This is a genomic window from Limnobacter parvus (assembly GCF_024623725.1).
GTDB lineage: Bacteria > Pseudomonadota > Gammaproteobacteria > Burkholderiales > Burkholderiaceae_B > Limnobacter > Limnobacter parvus.
On sequence record NZ_JANKHG010000001.1, the window covers coordinates 175,625 to 191,984 of the forward strand.

The 16,360-nt window shown below is 50.8% G+C and carries 17 protein-coding genes and 1 pseudogene; 8 read left to right on the plus strand and 10 right to left on the minus strand.

Annotation, left to right across the window (positions count from 1 at the left end):
* Nucleotides 1-38 precede the first annotated feature (38 nt).
* Nucleotides 39-986, minus strand: a complete 948-nt coding sequence (gene rfbD / locus NSP04_RS00810) for a dTDP-4-dehydrorhamnose reductase (protein WP_257510435.1) — start codon at nt 984-986, stop codon at nt 39-41.
* A 539-nt stretch (nt 987-1,525) separates the two neighbouring features.
* A complete protein-coding gene (gene rfbB / locus NSP04_RS00815; RefSeq protein ID WP_257510436.1) occupies nt 1,526-2,554 on the minus strand; it encodes a dTDP-glucose 4,6-dehydratase in 1,029 nt (342 codons plus the stop codon).
* Nucleotides 2,555-2,693: 139 nt separating this feature from the next.
* Here rfbB and NSP04_RS00820 point away from each other — a divergent pair, with 139 nt between their 5' ends.
* The 3 genes and pseudogenes from NSP04_RS00820 (at nt 2,694) to NSP04_RS00830 (ending at nt 5,501) form a co-directional block, all read left to right on the plus strand.
* Complete coding sequence (locus NSP04_RS00820; RefSeq protein WP_257510437.1) at nt 2,694-3,095, plus strand: hypothetical protein; 402 nt, start codon at nt 2,694-2,696, stop codon at nt 3,093-3,095.
* Nucleotides 3,096-3,237: 142 nt separating this feature from the next.
* Nucleotides 3,238-4,920, plus strand: a pseudogene (locus NSP04_RS00825) (PAS domain S-box protein); the annotation flags it as partial.
* A 200-nt stretch (nt 4,921-5,120) separates the two neighbouring features.
* A complete protein-coding gene (locus NSP04_RS00830; protein WP_257510439.1) occupies nt 5,121-5,501 on the plus strand; it encodes a response regulator transcription factor in 381 nt (126 codons plus the stop codon).
* Here NSP04_RS00830 and nusG read toward each other — a convergent pair.
* Together nusG and rfbC are read right to left on the minus strand one after the other, a co-directional pair.
* Nucleotides 5,483-5,986: a transcription termination/antitermination protein NusG gene (gene nusG, locus NSP04_RS00835; RefSeq protein WP_257510440.1), complete on the minus strand. Its 504-nt coding sequence runs from the start codon at nt 5,984-5,986 to the stop codon at nt 5,483-5,485. The genes NSP04_RS00830 and nusG overlap by 19 nt on opposite strands.
* On the minus strand, nt 5,986-6,540 hold the full coding sequence (gene rfbC, locus NSP04_RS00840) for a dTDP-4-dehydrorhamnose 3,5-epimerase (RefSeq protein ID WP_257510441.1): 555 nt from the start codon (nt 6,538-6,540) through the stop codon (nt 5,986-5,988). Before rfbC ends, nusG begins: the two co-directional genes overlap by 1 nt.
* Nucleotides 6,541-6,567: 27 nt before the next feature.
* On the opposite strand from rfbC, the gene NSP04_RS00845 reads away from it, so the two are divergent.
* Together NSP04_RS00845 and NSP04_RS00850 are read left to right on the plus strand one after the other, a co-directional pair.
* Nucleotides 6,568-6,972 (plus strand): nucleotidyltransferase substrate binding protein, encoded by a 405-nt coding sequence (locus NSP04_RS00845; protein WP_257510442.1) that lies wholly within the window; start codon nt 6,568-6,570, stop codon nt 6,970-6,972.
* On the plus strand, nt 6,969-7,310 hold the full coding sequence (locus NSP04_RS00850) for a nucleotidyltransferase family protein (protein ID WP_257510443.1): 342 nt from the start codon (nt 6,969-6,971) through the stop codon (nt 7,308-7,310). Before NSP04_RS00845 ends, NSP04_RS00850 begins: the two co-directional genes overlap by 4 nt.
* Here NSP04_RS00850 and rfbA read toward each other — a convergent pair.
* From rfbA to NSP04_RS00865, 3 genes are all read right to left on the minus strand, one after another.
* A complete protein-coding gene (rfbA, locus tag NSP04_RS00855) occupies nt 7,277-8,155 on the minus strand; it encodes a glucose-1-phosphate thymidylyltransferase RfbA (protein ID WP_257510444.1) in 879 nt (292 codons plus the stop codon). The genes NSP04_RS00850 and rfbA overlap by 34 nt on opposite strands.
* 72 nt (nt 8,156-8,227) lie before the next feature.
* On the minus strand, nt 8,228-8,557 hold the full coding sequence (locus NSP04_RS00860) for a hypothetical protein (RefSeq protein WP_257510445.1): 330 nt from the start codon (nt 8,555-8,557) through the stop codon (nt 8,228-8,230).
* Nucleotides 8,554-9,390, minus strand: a complete 837-nt coding sequence (locus NSP04_RS00865) for a hypothetical protein (protein WP_257510446.1) — start codon at nt 9,388-9,390, stop codon at nt 8,554-8,556. Before NSP04_RS00865 ends, NSP04_RS00860 begins: the two co-directional genes overlap by 4 nt.
* Before the next feature lie 139 nt (nt 9,391-9,529).
* Here NSP04_RS00865 and NSP04_RS00870 point away from each other — a divergent pair, with 139 nt between their 5' ends.
* Nucleotides 9,530-11,269: a hybrid sensor histidine kinase/response regulator gene (locus NSP04_RS00870; RefSeq protein WP_257510447.1), complete on the plus strand. Its 1,740-nt coding sequence runs from the start codon at nt 9,530-9,532 to the stop codon at nt 11,267-11,269.
* On the opposite strand, the gene NSP04_RS00875 is transcribed toward NSP04_RS00870, so the two are convergent.
* From NSP04_RS00875 to gmd, 3 genes are all read right to left on the minus strand, one after another.
* Complete coding sequence (locus NSP04_RS00875) at nt 11,266-12,738, minus strand: mannose-1-phosphate guanylyltransferase/mannose-6-phosphate isomerase (protein ID WP_257510448.1); 1,473 nt, start codon at nt 12,736-12,738, stop codon at nt 11,266-11,268. The genes NSP04_RS00870 and NSP04_RS00875 overlap by 4 nt on opposite strands.
* Nucleotides 12,739-12,836: 98 nt before the next feature.
* The gene (fcl, locus tag NSP04_RS00880) at nt 12,837-13,823 is read right to left on the minus strand and encodes a GDP-L-fucose synthase (RefSeq protein WP_257510449.1); all 987 of its coding nucleotides are present in this window, start codon (nt 13,821-13,823) and stop codon (nt 12,837-12,839) included.
* A 14-nt stretch (nt 13,824-13,837) separates the two neighbouring features.
* On the minus strand, nt 13,838-14,956 hold the full coding sequence (gene gmd / locus NSP04_RS00885) for a GDP-mannose 4,6-dehydratase (RefSeq protein ID WP_257510450.1): 1,119 nt from the start codon (nt 14,954-14,956) through the stop codon (nt 13,838-13,840).
* A 121-nt stretch (nt 14,957-15,077) separates the two neighbouring features.
* On the opposite strand from gmd, the gene NSP04_RS00890 reads away from it, so the two are divergent.
* Nucleotides 15,078-15,383, plus strand: a complete 306-nt coding sequence (locus NSP04_RS00890) for a helix-turn-helix domain-containing protein (protein WP_257510451.1) — start codon at nt 15,078-15,080, stop codon at nt 15,381-15,383.
* The gene (locus NSP04_RS00895) at nt 15,380-16,330 is read left to right on the plus strand and encodes a hypothetical protein (RefSeq protein WP_257510452.1); all 951 of its coding nucleotides are present in this window, start codon (nt 15,380-15,382) and stop codon (nt 16,328-16,330) included. The genes NSP04_RS00890 and NSP04_RS00895 overlap by 4 nt, the downstream gene beginning before the upstream one ends.
* The last annotated feature ends 30 nt before the right edge of the window (nt 16,331-16,360 follow it).

The window sequence follows — 16,360 nt, forward strand, 5'->3', positions numbered from 1 at the left end:
TGCACTGAGCAACTTGCACGAAGAAGCTTGTTCTACGCTCAATAATTCAACACAAAATTACGAACACCTTTCGTCCACTCCGGTGGGTTTACGCGAAAGGTGTCCATCAATTTTTTGTTGTTCAACACCGAATACGCAGGGCGTTGCGCAGCAAAATTCATGTCGGCAGTTTTCGCGCGTTCAATGTTGGGCAAGCGTTCAACAAGGCCTTGCTTGTGCGCATATTCAATGGCGATACACGCGTAATCAAACCATGTGGTTACACCCGCTGCACTGGCGTGGAAAATTTCACCACTGGGAACTTCTGAAGGGAAGTCGGGCAGAAAAGTCGGGGCCAGTTTTCCTGAAGATTTGTAGCGGTGCATGGCCACAACGCCCGCCACACTCAAGCCCAACTCTGCCAACCAATTGGCTGGTGTGGGTGCACCAGTTTGATCATCCACAACTTTCAGAGTGTCGCGCTCTTGCGCCAGTTTAATCATGGTTCTGCAAAAGTTTCCACCACGCTGGCCGTACACCCAACTGGTGCGAAACACCACCCAATTGCCACCAATTTCTTTCAGGTATTTTTCGCCTTCCAGTTTCGATTTGCCGTACACACTCAGAGGGTTTGTAGCGTCTGTTTCAACATAAGGCTGCGTGGCTTTTCCATCGAACACGTAATCAGTGCTGTAGTGCACCAGCGGCACGCCTTGCTTCTTGCATTGCTCGGCCAACACACCCACCGCCTTGGCGTTGATGGCATGCGCAAGCTCGCTTTCAGTTTCTGCTTTTTCTACATTCGTGTATGCGGCGGCGTTGATCACCACATCGGGCCGAACATCTTTCAGCGCATTCACTATTGAATCAGGTTTACTCAGGTCAACTTTGTCGCGGCCATAAGCCACCAGCGCGTCCATGGTTTCCATCAAGGCGGGTTTGGCGTGTTGAACAAGGGTGTGGCCCAGCTGGCCTTGTGCGCCAAGCACGAGTACGCGAATTCCCAAAGCAAAGTTCTCCTGAAAACTGTTGGAGTAGTTTAACTGAACCGCGCGAGTTGCAATCTATCGTTAGTTCGAATCATGCTCAATCAGCGCGAGCCCCAATCAGCGCGAGTCCCGACCACTCGCCTGAAAACCTGTTGATCCCTTTTTGAATATCACACTTACTCAACACGCTCGACAAAACTGATGGTCGAGCATGTTGCCGGCCTTGCCCGGACGTGGCGTGTGAATTCAAACGGGCAGGTTTTCTTAAAGGCGAAGTGGTCGGAACATCGCTGCTGATTGGGACTGAACTTGCAGCGCGCTACACATTGTGGCGGTTCGCCTGTGCGGGTTTAAGCCAACTTGGTAGCGGGTTTGCTTGTTCCGCACTTCAAGAAAACCGCCCCGTTTGAGTTTATTTGCAGCGTTCGGCCCCAAGCCGACACCAAACTCGGCCCGCTTTTTTGCCGAGTTCGGTGAGCAAGAATAAATTCAAAAAGGGACTAAGCGGTTTTCAGTGCGGAACAAGTGAACCACGCCGGGTTGGCAACATAACGCGCTCACCGCGTCGCTGTCACCTCATCCACCCATGCCTGGCTCGCCAAATACCACTGCACGGTTTTCCGAATGCCAGTCTCGAAAGTTTCCACCGGCTTCCAACCCAACTCGCGTTCAATTTTTCGCGCATCAATTGCGTAGCGCCGATCATGCCCCGGGCGGTCGGTGACAAACGCAATCTGCGATGAATATGAAACACCATCGGCACGCGGTTGTAACTCATCGAGCAAACTACAAATCAGCTTCACAACATCCAGGTTTGCTTTCTCGTTCCATCCACCAATGTTGTAGGTCTCGCCGCAAACGCCTAGCTCAAGCACGGCGCGAATTCCGCGCGTGTGGTCTTCAACATACAACCAGTCGCGAATTTGCTGGCCATCGCCATACACAGGCAGTTGCCTTCCATTCAATGCATTCGCAATGCAAAGTGGAATCAGTTTTTCGGGAAAGTGGTACGGCCCATAATTGTTGCTGCAGTTGGTGGTCAGCACAGGTAAACCATAGGTGTGGTGCCATGCGCGCACCAAGTGGTCACTGGCCGCTTTGCTGGCGGCGTAAGGGCTGTTGGGTTCGTACCGGTTGGTCTCTGAAAATGGAGCGTCGGTTGCGCTTAGCGTGCCGTACACCTCGTCGGTGCTCACATGCAAAAAACGAAAGGCATTTTTCTCTTCACCGCCCAAATCATTGAAGTACTCACGCGCACATTCCAGCAAGCGATAAGTGCCCACCACATTGGTTTCAATGAATGCACCTGGCCCCAGAATAGATCGGTCCACATGGCTTTCCGCAGCAAAATTCAAAACCGCGCGTGGCTTGTATTCGGCGAAAATTGCACGCACGGCATCCGTGTCGCCAATTGAGGCATGCACGAACGTATGGGCAGGATTCGCCATGACAGGCCCAAGCGTGCTTAGATGCCCGGCGTAGGTCAGCGCATCCAGGCTGACAACTGGTTCTGCGCTGTGCTCAAAATGTTGCCGCACAAAGCACGAACCAATAAAACCTGCCGATCCGGTTACTAGTAAAGTCATGGTGATTCAGTAGAATGCTTAGAATGAAACCTGCAATAAAAAAGCACACAATAAGTCACAATATCAAAAATTGTGCACAAAAGCGGCTCTTCGCTTATTACCGGCAACACCCCACTTTTCATTTAAATAGGGACAGAACATGACTATCCGCGGAAATTCTTTCACACGCATCGGTTTTATCGCGATTTGTTCTTCATTGGCGGCAGCCTGTGTAGCAGTGGCACCGATGCCAAACAAGGAAAACGCCGACTCGCAAAGCAGCGCCACATCGGCCAGCATGTGCAACATTGAAGGCAAACAGGAACAAGATCTTTCAGACGGCACCACGATTGCCAAAGTCAGCCAGTCGTGCGAAGAAACCGTGATCTACATCGAGAATCAGCACAAAGAACATCCAAAACGATGCCGGGTATTAATCGGCAATCAAGCCACCGAACTGTACATCATGCCCGGTAACAATCGCACCCTTACTCAAACCGGCCCGGTTGAGCGAAACACCGTTCAAATTGGCTGCATCAATGACTGGAATCGCACCAAATAGATGCACAAAGGGCCGGTCGATTGGCCCTACCCAAGGGGGTTAGTCCGAATTGAGGGGGGTTTGCCCTCCTGATTTGCAATTGGCCACCGGCAGGCTTGCTCCAGAATGAAATCATTCAATTGGTGTCTTCTGGAGTATCAGCATGCGTTTGTTCGGAAAATCAAATCAAAACCAAATTCTTGATCAAACCATCGATGCGGTGGTCAGCATTGATGAAAAAAATTTGGTTACTTATTACAATGCAGCGGCTGAAAAGCTGTGGGGCTACACCCCAGACGAGGTCATTGGCAAAAACGTCAAAATGCTGGTGCCACGGGCCATTCAAAGCAATCACGACGACTATGTAAACCGCAACCGCAGCACGGGGCAAGACCGCATCGTGGGCACTTTCCGCGAAGTGGAACTTGAACGTAAAAGCGGCGAGAAAATATGGGCATCGCTTAGCCTGTCACGGGTGAAAACCGGCAAAAAGATTTGCTATACCGCCTTTGTGCGCGACATTTCCGCCGAACGCAATGCCCGCGAACAAATCAACCAAACCCTTGAGCAAACAATTGACGCAGTGGTCACGATTGACGGTCACAACAATGTGACTTTTTTCAACAAGGCCGCAGAGCGTTTGTGGGGTTACGAGCGCGACGAAGTGCTGGGCAAGAACGTTAAAATGTTGGTGCCCTTTGCCATTCAAAGCAACCACGACAACCTGGTGAATGCCAACCGCACCACTGGCATTGACAAAATTGTAGGCACCAGCCGAGAAGTTCGTATTGAACGCAAAGATGGTCGCGTGGTGTGGGGTGGCTTGTCGCTTTCAAAGCTGCGAGTTGGCGAATACATCATGTACACCGCCTTTGTGAAAGACGTCACCAAAGAAGTTGAACAACGCGAACAGTTCCGCCTGCTTTCACTGGTGGCCAATGAAACCGACAACTCCGTGGTCATCACCGATGCTGAAGGCCTGATCGAATACGTCAACCCGGGCTTTGTGCGTTTAACCGGCTACAAGCTGGATGAAGTCAAAGGCAAAAAACCGGGGCATGTGCTGCAAGGCAAAGAAACTTCACCAGAAACAGTTCAAAAAATCCGCAGCAAATTGCAAGCACGTGAAGCGTTTTACGATGAAATCCTGAACTACGACCGCCATGGCAAACCCTACTGGATTTCCCTGGCCATCAACCCGGTGTTTGATGACAAAGGGGTACTTAGCCAGTTCATTTCAATCCAGGCCAACATCACTGAAACCAAAAACCGCTCGGTGGAATTCGATGTTCGACTGAACGCGATTCAACGATCAAATCTGGTGCTTGAATGGAATGCACAGGGCGAGATTGAAATAGCCAATATGCTGTTCAAAAGCCTGATGGGTGCTAAATCCGTGGATGAACTGAAACGAAATGAGAACAAGCTGGATCAAGTAATTGGCACCGACACACTTGCAAAACTGCGCAAAGGCGAAGCAGCCGCCGCAGAACTTCAATTCAAAGCGAGCAATGGTGGCGCAGTGTTCGTTGCAGCCACACTGACCCCGATTCAAGCCTTTGATGGAAGCATTAAGCGAATCGTGATGTATGGAAGCGACATTACTGCGCGCCGCCGCACCATTGAAGAAACCAACCAAGCCATGCGCGATGTGGTGCAGGTAAGCGACCAAATCGGCTCGATTGTTGGCACCATCAATGGCATTGCATCGCAAACCAACCTGTTGGCCCTGAATGCTGCCATTGAAGCAGCACGCGCTGGTGAAGCAGGCCGGGGGTTTGCGGTGGTTGCCGACGAAGTGCGTGGACTTGCGCAGCGCAGTGCATCGGCAGCCTATGAAATTTCCAACTTGGTGGGCGAAACAAAACACAAGGTAGAAGGCTTGGCGAAATCCTTGGCGGAACTGGACTCGAAACAAGCCAACCAAGGATAAGTTCACCAACAGCACTGTCAACAGCACTGTTAACTTTGGTTAAAACTTGTCTTTTACATTTCGTATTGATTTAACATTTGCTATAGAGTAATTCCAATGGCAGGAAAATCCGTATGAAAACAGTGATGTTGCTGGACGATGCACGCTCCATTCGCAGCCTATTTGGGGAAGTGATTCGCCAGGCTGGGTTCAATACCCAAACTGCATCCAGTGCGGAAGAAGCGTTGCTGTACATCGTTGAAAACGGCTTCCCAGACCTGATCATTAGCGACATTCACATGCCAGGAATTGGCGGCATGGAATTTTGCAGGCGGGTGCGTAAGCTTTCAAAACAAACGCCCATCATTATCATGAGCGCACTTTCAGACAAAGAACTGGTTGCACAGGCTCAAAAGCTGGGCATACAAAACTGGCTGCTTAAACCCGTTGAACCCGGATATTTTTTGAACAGACTGACTGCCATTCTTGGAGAAACTCAGGCCTTGTCCACCTGATTGCGGCTTAGCTCCACACTGCGTTCTGCGCCCAACACATGCAGCAGAACAATCACGCGTTCTTCGCTTTTCTTTTTCGCAATAGTGCCCATCAAACCTTCAAATGGGCCTTCAGCCACGCGAACAACACCGCCCACTTCCAGATCATTCAATGCCGCCAAATTCAAAATGTTTTCATCATCGGTTTGATTTTGAATAAGGTCGATTAAATCGCCTGGCACAATGGCTGGCTTGCCGCCAAACTTCACCAAATCCATGCAACCCTTGGTGGAACGCAACTTGGAAAAGTCGTCTACACCCACTTCCAGATTGACAAACATATAACGGGGAAACAAGGGCTCCACCACCTGCACACTGCCTTGCCCAGCCTTGCGTTTTTGCACACGGGCCTGCGGATAAAACACAGTGTAGTTTTGCCGCTGCAGGTGATCAAGGGCCACAGCCTCCTGGCGGGGTTTGGTGTACATCACATACCAATTGGCCATTATTCATCAAGCTCCGTGAAAGCAATGCCCTGCGCATCCTTGGGCGACAACACAGGCTGCGTGACACCAGCGCGCCTCAGGGGCCAATCAATGTTCAGCACCGGGTCATTCCAGGCCATGCATATTTCATGGTCAGGGCTGTGGTGTTCAGTTACCTGGTAACTGGTAATTGCGGTTTCGCTCAGTGTTAAAAAGCCATGCGCAAAGCCCGGCGGTATCCACAACTGCGCATGGTTTTCATCGCTCAATTCACATCCATACCACTGCCCGAAGGTTTCAGAGTTTTCACGCAAGTCAACGGCAACATCAAACACTGCACCCAGCACCACACGCACCAGCTTGCCTTGTGCTTTGGGCGCCTTTTGCCAATGCAAGCCGCGCAGCACACCCTGCCTGGAAAGCGATTCATTGGTTTGTACAAACTCTGGTTGAATACCCGCCACCTGTCGAAAAGTTTTCGCATTGAAACTTTCAAAGAAATGGCCGCGTGCATCGGTGTACACCGAAGGCGTTAGCAGCAACAGGCCGTCCAAGGGAGTAAAGTTACATTTCATACAAATTCGCGGTGTATTATTATCAAAATGATCTTAGACCTTAGCTCTCTTCAAAATGCGGTCCTTCGCCTCGACGAGGGCATTCAACGTTATCGTCAAGACATCAGCGACACACAAATTCGCGACGGCTTGATTCAGCGCTTTGAATTCACCTATGAACTCAGCCACAAAATGCTTAAGCGTTTTCTGGAGTCTACCTCGCCAAGCCCTGCAGAAATTGATGCGCTCGCATTTCAGGATTTGATTCGCACGGGCAATGAACAAGGCCTGTTGTTAAGCGACTGGACCGTTTGGAAGAAATACCGTGAAATGCGTTCGAAAACCAGCCACACCTATGATGAATCAATCGCTCTTCAAGTAGTTGCGGAAATCCCGGCGTTTTTGCACGAAGCGCAGTACTTACTCCAACAACTATTACCAAGAAACAAGTGAAAAACCCGGCACCACACAAGCTCAAAATTCAGGCTCATGAACTGGACATCGTGCTCAAGATTATTGAAAAATGTGTGCCAGCCTACGAAATCTGGGCATTCGGTTCTCGGGTGGACGGCAATCCAAAACCGTTTTCCGATCTTGATCTTGCGCTAATTGGTGCCCATGAATTACCCCTTTCCACCCGAGCTGAACTAAACAACGCGTTTTCAGAATCGGATTTACCCTGGAAAGTCGACTTGGTAGATTGGCATGGCATTTCCCCAGAATTTCAAAAAATAATTCAGGCCAATCACGAAATTCTTCAAACCCCCGCTTCAAGCAGCCCCAGCAAATAATCGCCATAGCCACTGTTTCGCAGGGGCTTGGCCAGTGCGGCCAATTGTGCAGATGTTATCCACTGGTTGCGCCAGGCAATTTCTTCAGGGCAACTTACTTTCAGGCCCTGTCGGCGTTCAATGGTCTGAATGAAGTTTGCCGCGTCCAGCAAACTATCGGCAGTGCCGGTGTCCAGCCACGCCTGCCCGCGCCCCATGTGCTGCACTTCAAGTTGCCCAGCACTTAGGTAGGCGCGAATTACATCGGTAATTTCAAGTTCGCCGCGGGGTGAAGGTTCCAAATTTCTCGCAATGCCTGCCGCCTGCCCATCGAAGAAATACAGCCCGGTCACGGCCTGTTTGCTTTTGGGTTGGGCTGGCTTTTCTTCCACGCCAATTACCGTGCCCTCGGCGTTCAGCTCAAGCACGCCATAGGCCTGTGGGTTGGCCACGGAATAAGCGAATACCGTGGCACCTTTTTTTTGCCCATAGGCGTAGCGCATTTGGCGAACCAGGTTTTGACCATAAAACAAATTGTCGCCCAACACCAAAGCGCATGGTTCGCCCTGCAAAAAAGGTTCAGCCACAATCAGCGACTGCGCCACGCCACCGGGGGTGGCCTGCACTGCATACTCAATCCGCATGCCCCAGCGTGTGCCGTCGCCCAACAATTGTTCAAACCGGGGAGTGTCGTGCGGGGTTGAAATCACCAGCAATTCGCGTACACCAGCCAACATCAGCGTGCTAAGCGGGTAGTAAATCATGGGTTTGTCGTACACAGGCAGCAACTGCTTGCTGACTGCGGCGGTTGCCGGGTACAAGCGGGTAGCCTGCCCACCAGCCAACACAATGCCTTTGCGGTTCATCGATTAACCTGCCTGAGTTGTTCTGCTGCTAGTTTACGACAACACACAACTTTGCAAATTTAATAAAGCGGGTTAAATCTGTACTATTCTTGCCAGCCTGGCCAACAGGTCGAGCCCTTCAGTGACAACGCCCAGTTTTTCATCGGGTGTGGCCAAGCCTGAAACGCCTTTCTGTATTCCCTGCAAACCCTTCGACAGCTCAGCAATTTGCTGCCGGGCCTGAATGCCCAACACGTCGTAATCCGCATTTTCGGCATTTACCAGAGCCAGGTAAGCTGCAGCCAAAGTTTGCTGGTGTTGTTTGCGTTGTTCGGCATTCAAATTGTCGGGGTCGATCAAATACAGCGCCGCAAAAACCGACTCAAGCTGATCGCGCACTGTTTGTAATTCTTCATGGTTCATGGTTGCTTGCTCCCTTGAATATTTTGATTAATCAGTTCGAATGTTTCGCGCATGTGCTCGAAACTTCCCTGCCCACGCAGCACATCCAACCACGCTTGTTGCATGCCCACGCTGGCCTGTTTGGCTTGTTCCAATAGTTCAATGGCGGGCGGGCGCTTAATGCTTGCAACCCAAGCCTTCTTCCAGGTTTCAGTCAGGTTTTTATCGCCCACAAAAGGCTTTTGCACTTTCTCGCGGTACTCCACTTGCCGTGCCAAATTCTCTCGCTGATTAATCCAGTTAATCTGCGCTTCCAGAATTCGCTGGTTCAGCAACAGCGACTGGGCCACTGTTTCTGCGTCGCGCATTAGCACCTGTTTCACTGCGGCAGAATGTTTCCAGCTTGAAACATGCCCGGCCAGGCCAGCAACAGCTTCCTTGGCTACACGGGGAATACCGCCCACATCGGGCGCTTTGTTCAGGGCCTCCACCAGTTTTTTCAAAGCCTGTTCGGTGCCACTGCTGTGGTCGCCCTTGGCCAACGCTTCAAGCTGCGCGAAATACATCGCCTGAACATCAAAATAATCATCGACCTGCCACAGCAATTCCGCACGTTCACGCAGTGCCTCGCTTTGCTGCTGCAAAGTGGCGTCAGTTCGCGGCAAATTCGGTAACAAGTCGGCAGTAAATTCAAGTGAATGATTCAGCGCAAACTCATTCACTTTCTTTAAGGTGGCGGTGTACTGCTGGCCGGTTTTTGAAACACCTTCAACTTGCAGGGGCGTTTTACTCGCGCAAGCGGCCAGCAGCATTACAGCCGTGCAAAGCACAAGGCGATGAATTATTGGGGTCAAACCATTTCTCCACAGGTTGCATTGTTAATGCAGAAGGTGTCATGGTACCGACCCACCAAAATTGGTATCACCCAATTACTCATTGCATGGCAAGCACTTCACCAATTATGCTTAGTCCAATTGCCCTATTGCGCTATTTATGAAAGCCAACAATACACACCTGCACCTTATTCTTCGCGAACAAACCAAGCTGCTTTTCGAACACCTTCCTTTTGTTTTGTATGGCGTTATGGCGGCGTCTGCAGGGCTTGTGGCGGTGCTTTGGCAAACAAGCCAAGATGCTACATTGCTGCTGTGGTTGCTTGCGGTTTATTTGCTCACAGGCTTGCGTTGGTTGGGAAGGCGGCGTTTTTTGCAGCAAGGCCATCATTTCGACCCAAAGTACTGGATCAAAACAGCCATCGCATTCACAGCAGCTTCTGGGGTGCTATGGGGTATCGCGGGTGTTCTGTTTTTTTCAACTGAACCTTTGGTTCTTATTACCCTGACCATCTTTCTGGCTGCCATGGTGGCAGGTGCGGTTTCCTCTCATTCCTGCCACACCCCGGCCTTTGCAGCATTTGCGCTGCCTGCATCCTTGCCCTTCATTGCGCGTTGCATTGCGGAAGCCAGTACGTTCTACGTGGTGCTGGGCACGGTGTCGCTGGTGTATGTGCTAATCAACATTCACTACGGCCGCAACTTGCAGAACATGGTGATTCAATCGATTCGCCTGCGGTTTCAAAACGCCGAGCTGGTTGAAGAACTCACCATGCAAAAACGTGTGGCTGAACAAGCCAGTGCCGCAAAAACTCGATTCCTGGCGGCAGCAAGCCACGACTTACGCCAACCCGTTCAAGCCATTGAGCTTTTAATTGACGCCTTGGGCACAGACCTGGCCAACCACCCCAGCAAGGGTTTACTCAACCGCATTCAAGAAGCCGGGCACGGCTTGCGCAATTTGTTGAACACCCTGCTAGATTCCGCAAAGGTAAATTCGGCAGCCATTACCGCCAAACCACGCCACATTCAACTGGAACCGTTGTTGCGCAGGGTTTGCCAGGAATTGGCACCACAAGCACGGCTTAAAAATCTGGATATTCGCGTGGCATCTACCAAGGCCTGCGGTTACAGCGACCCCGCCCTGCTTGAATTAATTTTGCGCAACTACATTGAAAACGCAATCAAGTACAGCCACAAAGGCCGCATATTGGTGGGCTGCCGCAGACTTGGGGAATTCATTCGAATTGAAGTGCATGACATGGGTATTGGCATACCGACCAGTGCCCAAGAAACTGTGTTTCAGGAATACTACCAACTGGGCAACCCTGAACGCGACAAAGCAAAGGGCCTTGGCTTAGGGTTGTACATTGCAGACAGCTTAAGCAGGCTACTGAATCACGATTTGGGTGTACGTTCCACAGTAGGCAAAGGTTCAATGTTTTATGTCACCGTGCCATTGGGCAAATCCAGCCATTTGATTGATGTGCCCCACCATGCGCCGGCCAACCTAACCCCATTGCGTGGAAAAACAGTACTGGTGATTGACGACGATGACATGGTGCGCGCCAGCGTCAGTGAAATGTTGAGCCGCTGGGAATGCAATACTGTTGCTGCAGAAAACGCCGAAGCCGCGCTGCGTATTTTGGTGGCACAAGGCAAAATGCCAGACGCCATTGTGGCCGACTATCGCCTGCAAACCAAATGCAATGGCATGCAGGCTATTCAATCATTACGCTCACAACTTGGAAATGTACCCGCTGTAATATTAACCGGCGACACCGGCGCCAGCCGGGTTCAAGAAGCCAATCAATCTGGCTTCAAGCTGCTGCACAAGCCTTTAAGCGGCGTGCAGCTGCGTGAAGCGCTTAGTGAATTAATTGGCCAAGCCTCGGCTTAAGCCCTGCCGTACACGTCATCAAAACGCACAATGTCGTCTTCCTCAAGGTAGTCGCCACTTTGCACTTCAATCATCACCAAATTCAACACACCGGGGTTCACCAGGCGGTGCTTGTTGCCAGCCGGAATGTAGGTTGATTCGTTTTTCCGCACCAGGAAAACATTTTCGCCATTCGTTACTTCAGCAGTACCACTAACGACAATCCAGTGTTCACTGCGGTGGTGGTGCATTTGCAAACTTAGCGCGGCACCAGGTTTTACTTCAATGCGCTTTATTTTGTAGCCCTTCGAATCTTCAAGCACGGTGTAAGTGCCCCAAGGGCGATGCGCTGTGGGGTGCACATTCACCAATTCACTGCCCTGCGCCTTCAAGGTTTCCACCACTTTCTTTACATCCTGGTGGCGGCTTTTGTCGGCCACCAGCAAGGCATCGGGTGTGTCGACAATCAACAGGTTTTCCACGCCCAGTGTTGCCACCGCGCGGTTGCCCAAACGCACATGGGTGTTGTTGCTGTCGATTGAAATCAACTGGCCCTCGCCTTCCTGCTGCACGGTGTTGCCTTTGGAATCGGCTTCGCACTGCTCGGCCAAGGCAGCCCAGCTGCCAATGTCGCTCCACTGAAAGTTGGCGGCCACCACCGCCACATTGCTGGCCTTTTCCATCACCGCGTAATCAATGCTGATATCGGGCAGTTTCGCAAATTCATCTTTGTTGAATGTGTAGGCACTGCCGACAGTCGCTTTGGCCGTACCCCACACCACGGCAGCCTGCGCCGCCACAGTGGGTTCGTTCGCTTCAAGGGCATTCAACACGTCGCCTGCGCGCAGCGCAAACATCCCGCCGTTCCACACGTACTGGCCGCTGGCCAGGTATTCCATGGCCACGCTTAATTTGGGTTTTTCAACAAAGCGCTGCACTGCAAAGGTACCGTTGATTTCATCGACGGGTGCACCTTGCTGAATGTAACCAAAACCGGTTTCCGGTGCAGTGGGCGTAATGCCAAAACAGGTCAACCAACCCTTGCGTGCAGCAGCCACTGCCTGCTGGGCCACGCGAACAAATTCAGCCACAGGGTTAATTAAATGGTCTGCGGGCAACACCAACAGCACGGGGTTTTCATTGGGGTATTTGGCCTGCGCCCATTGTGCGGCCAGGGCAATCGCGGGTGCGGTATTGCGGCCTTGGGGCTCCAGCAATTGGTGCAGGGCCAGGTTACCGCCCTCGCTTTTCAGCACGGGTGCGCATTCGTCTTGCAGCAGGAATTGGTAGCCTTCATTGCTCACCAGCAAAATGTCTTGTGAATCGGCAGCCTTGGCCACCGCCGCCGCGCGGCGCACAGTTTGCGCAATCAGGCTTTCAGCCCCCACTTTCAAAAATGGCTTGGGAAAGTTTTTGCGGGAAACCGGCCACAGCCGGGTGCCTGCGCCGCCACACAAAATTACGGGGATTACTCGGTTCGTGCTTGTCATGTAAGGTCCATCGATTGTAGTTTTGGGGGCGTTGCCCCGTGTGCATAGTGATCGTGAACAATTCAAAAGTCCACTTCAAGCCTGGTTCTGCACGGCGCCTAAACCTGCCTCAACCCTTCCACATTTTCAAGAAACCATTCATAGGTTTTCCTCAACCCTGTTTCCAAGTCTGTGCTGTACTGCCAACCCAGTTTGCGGAGTCGGCTAACATCCATCAACTTACGGGGCGTACCATCCGGCTTGGTGGGGTCAAATACCAATCTGCCAGAAAAACCCACCACGCGTTGCATGGTTTCTGCCAGCTCGCGGATCGTGCAATCCACACCGGTGCCCACATTGATGTGGCTTAGCATTGCATCAGTATTGGCACGGTAAACATCATCCCCCAACAGCAGAACATGCGCGCTGGCTGAAGCCATGTCATCTACGTAAAGGAACTCGCGCATTGGCGTGCCGGTACCCCACACAATCACCTCCGAATCTCCATTCAGTTTCGCCTCATGGAAACGGCGCATCATTGCGGGAATTACGTGGCTATTCTCAGGATGAAAGTTGTCATTTTCGCCATACAAATTAGTGGGCATCACGCTTCGGTAATTTCGACCATATTGGCGGTTGTAGCTTTCACACAATTTAATTCCAGCAATTTTCGCAACTGCATACGGCTCGTTGGTGCTTTCCAATGTACCGGTAAGCAAAGCCGATTCAGTCATAGGTTGCTCGGCCAACTTTGGATAAATGCAGCTTGAACCCAAAAACAGAAGGTGTTGGCAATCATTCATGTGTGCGGCATGTACTACGTTGCACTCAACAAGCAAGTTCTGAAAAATGAATTCAGCAGGGTAAATGTTGTTGGCGTAAATACCACCCACTTTGGCCGCAGCCAGTACTACGGCATCGGGACGTTCCTGCGCAAAAAATGTATTTACCGCCGCTTGGTTGCATAAATCCAGCTCTGCATGTGTCCGCATCACCAAATTTGAAAAACCACGCGATTTTAGACAACGCACAATCGCACTACCTACCATGCCGCCATGGCCTGCTACGTAAATTTTTGACTCGTTGTTCAAAGCAACTTTCGACATGGTTTCCGCCCTATTTATTCGCGACTTACTGCAACGTTGTAACCATGCTGCTTCAATAGCGCATGCTGGCGCGCGGCGTTCAAATCAAACTGCACCATTTCCCGCACCATTTCCTGCAAAGTAATTTGCGGTGTCCATCCTAGCTTCTCGCGGGCTTTGGTAGGGTCTCCAAGCAAGGTTTCTACTTCTGCTGGGCGGAAGTAACGGGGGTCAACCTGCACCACTGTATCGCCCACCTTCAATGCTGGTGCCTTGTCACCCTCAATACTAGCCACCACCCCTTTTTCCTCTACACCGGAACCCACCCATTGCAAAGTGACGCCCAACTCTTGCGCCGTCATTTCAATAAACTGGCGCACACTGTACTGCACACCCGTGGCTATCACAAAGTCGTCTGGCGCATCTTGCTGCAGCATCAGCCACTGCATTTCCACGTAATCTTTCGCATGGCCCCAATCGCGCAGCGCATCCATATTGCCCATGTACAAGCACTGTTCAAGGCCCACAGCAATGTTGCTCATGCCACGGGTAATTTTGCGGGTTACAAAGGTTTCGCCACGGCGCGGGCTTTCATGGTTAAACAAAATACCGTTGCAGGCGTACATGCCATAACTTTCGCGATAGTTCACCGTAATCCAGTAGGCGTACATTTTGGCCACTGCATAGGGGCTGCGCGGGTAAAAAGGCGTGGTTTCCTTTTGCGGAATTTCCTGAACCAAACCATACAGTTCAGAAGTACTGGCCTGGTAAAAACGGGTCTTCTTTTCCAGGCCAAGAAAGCGAATCGCTTCCAGTAGTCGCAAGGTTCCCATGGCGTCTACATCGGCGGTGTATTCAGGGGCTTCGAAACTCACAGCGACGTGGCTTTGTGCACCTAGGTTATAAACCTCATCAGGCTGAACCTCTTGAATAATCCGAGTCAGGTTCGAGCTATCGGTAAGGTCACCGTAGTGCAGTTTGAACTTGGCATTTTCAACATGTGGATCCTCATAAATGTGGTCCACCCGCTGGGTATTGAATAGTGAAGCGCGGCGCTTGATCCCGTGCACTTCATAGCCCTTGCCCAGCAAAAACTCGGCCAGGTACGAACCATCTTGCCCCGTTACACCAGTAATCAACGCCACTTTACTCATGATTTATCGCCTTGCCTGCTAATTTCCAAATGGGAAGTGTAGGGCAAGCTCCAGCAATGTCCAAGTAACGTACATTTATTCTTGGTATTATATAAACATCATTTGTATATATTTTACATTAATGATTACTAAAACCGACACAATTCAAGAATTCTCAGTGCTTAAAAACCAGCTCGACCTTGCCGCATTGGTGCGGCAACAACGTCATCGCGCCGGGCCCAAGGGGGGCAAAATGCCTGCACAAGTACTGGCTGACCTAGCAGGCATTGGCCGTGACACAGTATTCAGGATAGAACGCGGGGAAGATGTTTCGTTTTCAACTGTCATGGCTGTGCTGCGGGTATTTGGTTTGGGGCTTCACGCAACAGTTGTGCCCTGGCCAAAACTGACCGAAGCAAATTCCTATTTCAAAGCCCACACGGAATGAGCAACGCACAGTTTTTAAACCTGCCACGTCACCATGCTCCCTTACAAATTCTCCAAGTGTTCAACAACGGCCAACCCAGCGGGTGGCTTGGAAAAAGCATGGATGGTTTTTGGTTTCACTACGGCAACAACAACCCGTACCAAAACTGGGTTAGCGTGTTGATGCCACCCTGCATCAACTTCTATCAACAAACTGAATTGTTTCAAGTTTTTGCACAACACCTTCCTAGTAAGTCACAGCAAGAAACTACGCAACAACAATATCCCGAGATTGAATTGGGTGCTCTGGATTTTCTGTATCTGTTTGATGAAAGCCATTTGGGTTCCATCAGTTTTGCAAATCCCGATAACCCAGTTGTTCGGCCATTGAACATGGTGGCACCAGCAGCGCTAGCAAACGTGCATTTCAACGATCTTTTAAAACAGCATGTTCAGTGCAGCATGCCCGGTGCAACAAACAATGCAGCCATACTGATCAGCACCCATCCCCGTCAACGATTCGCTGACACGCTGGTTTATGCCAAAAATGCCTGGGCTACAGTACAACTTCTAAAAAACTTTAAAGAGGAACTGGATCCATCTAATCGCCTACATGCACTTCGCTGGGCGACCAATTCAAAGCCAATGGCACAGTTAACCTACTGTCAACGACCTGATCTTGACCTTTATCAACAACGCCTGCTTGGTCTAGAACATGTCAGCAGCCTGCTCAACATGAGCAGCAGCGCATTCCAGCATTTTATTCTTGGCAATCGCCTTATTCCGGTTCTTCAAGAAATTGCGCGCACGTACTGCAAAAACTTCTCTCTCGAAACCAAAGTTATTTCTGCACTTTCACCACTGCTGCGGACCGGGAAAATTACCCCGTTTCTTGTTTATGCCACAAACCAAAACAACTTAAAAACAACACTCCCCACAGTATTTGGATTGGAATATTTATTAGTTTAGAAACCTGCGCTACCCAAAATACGTGACAAA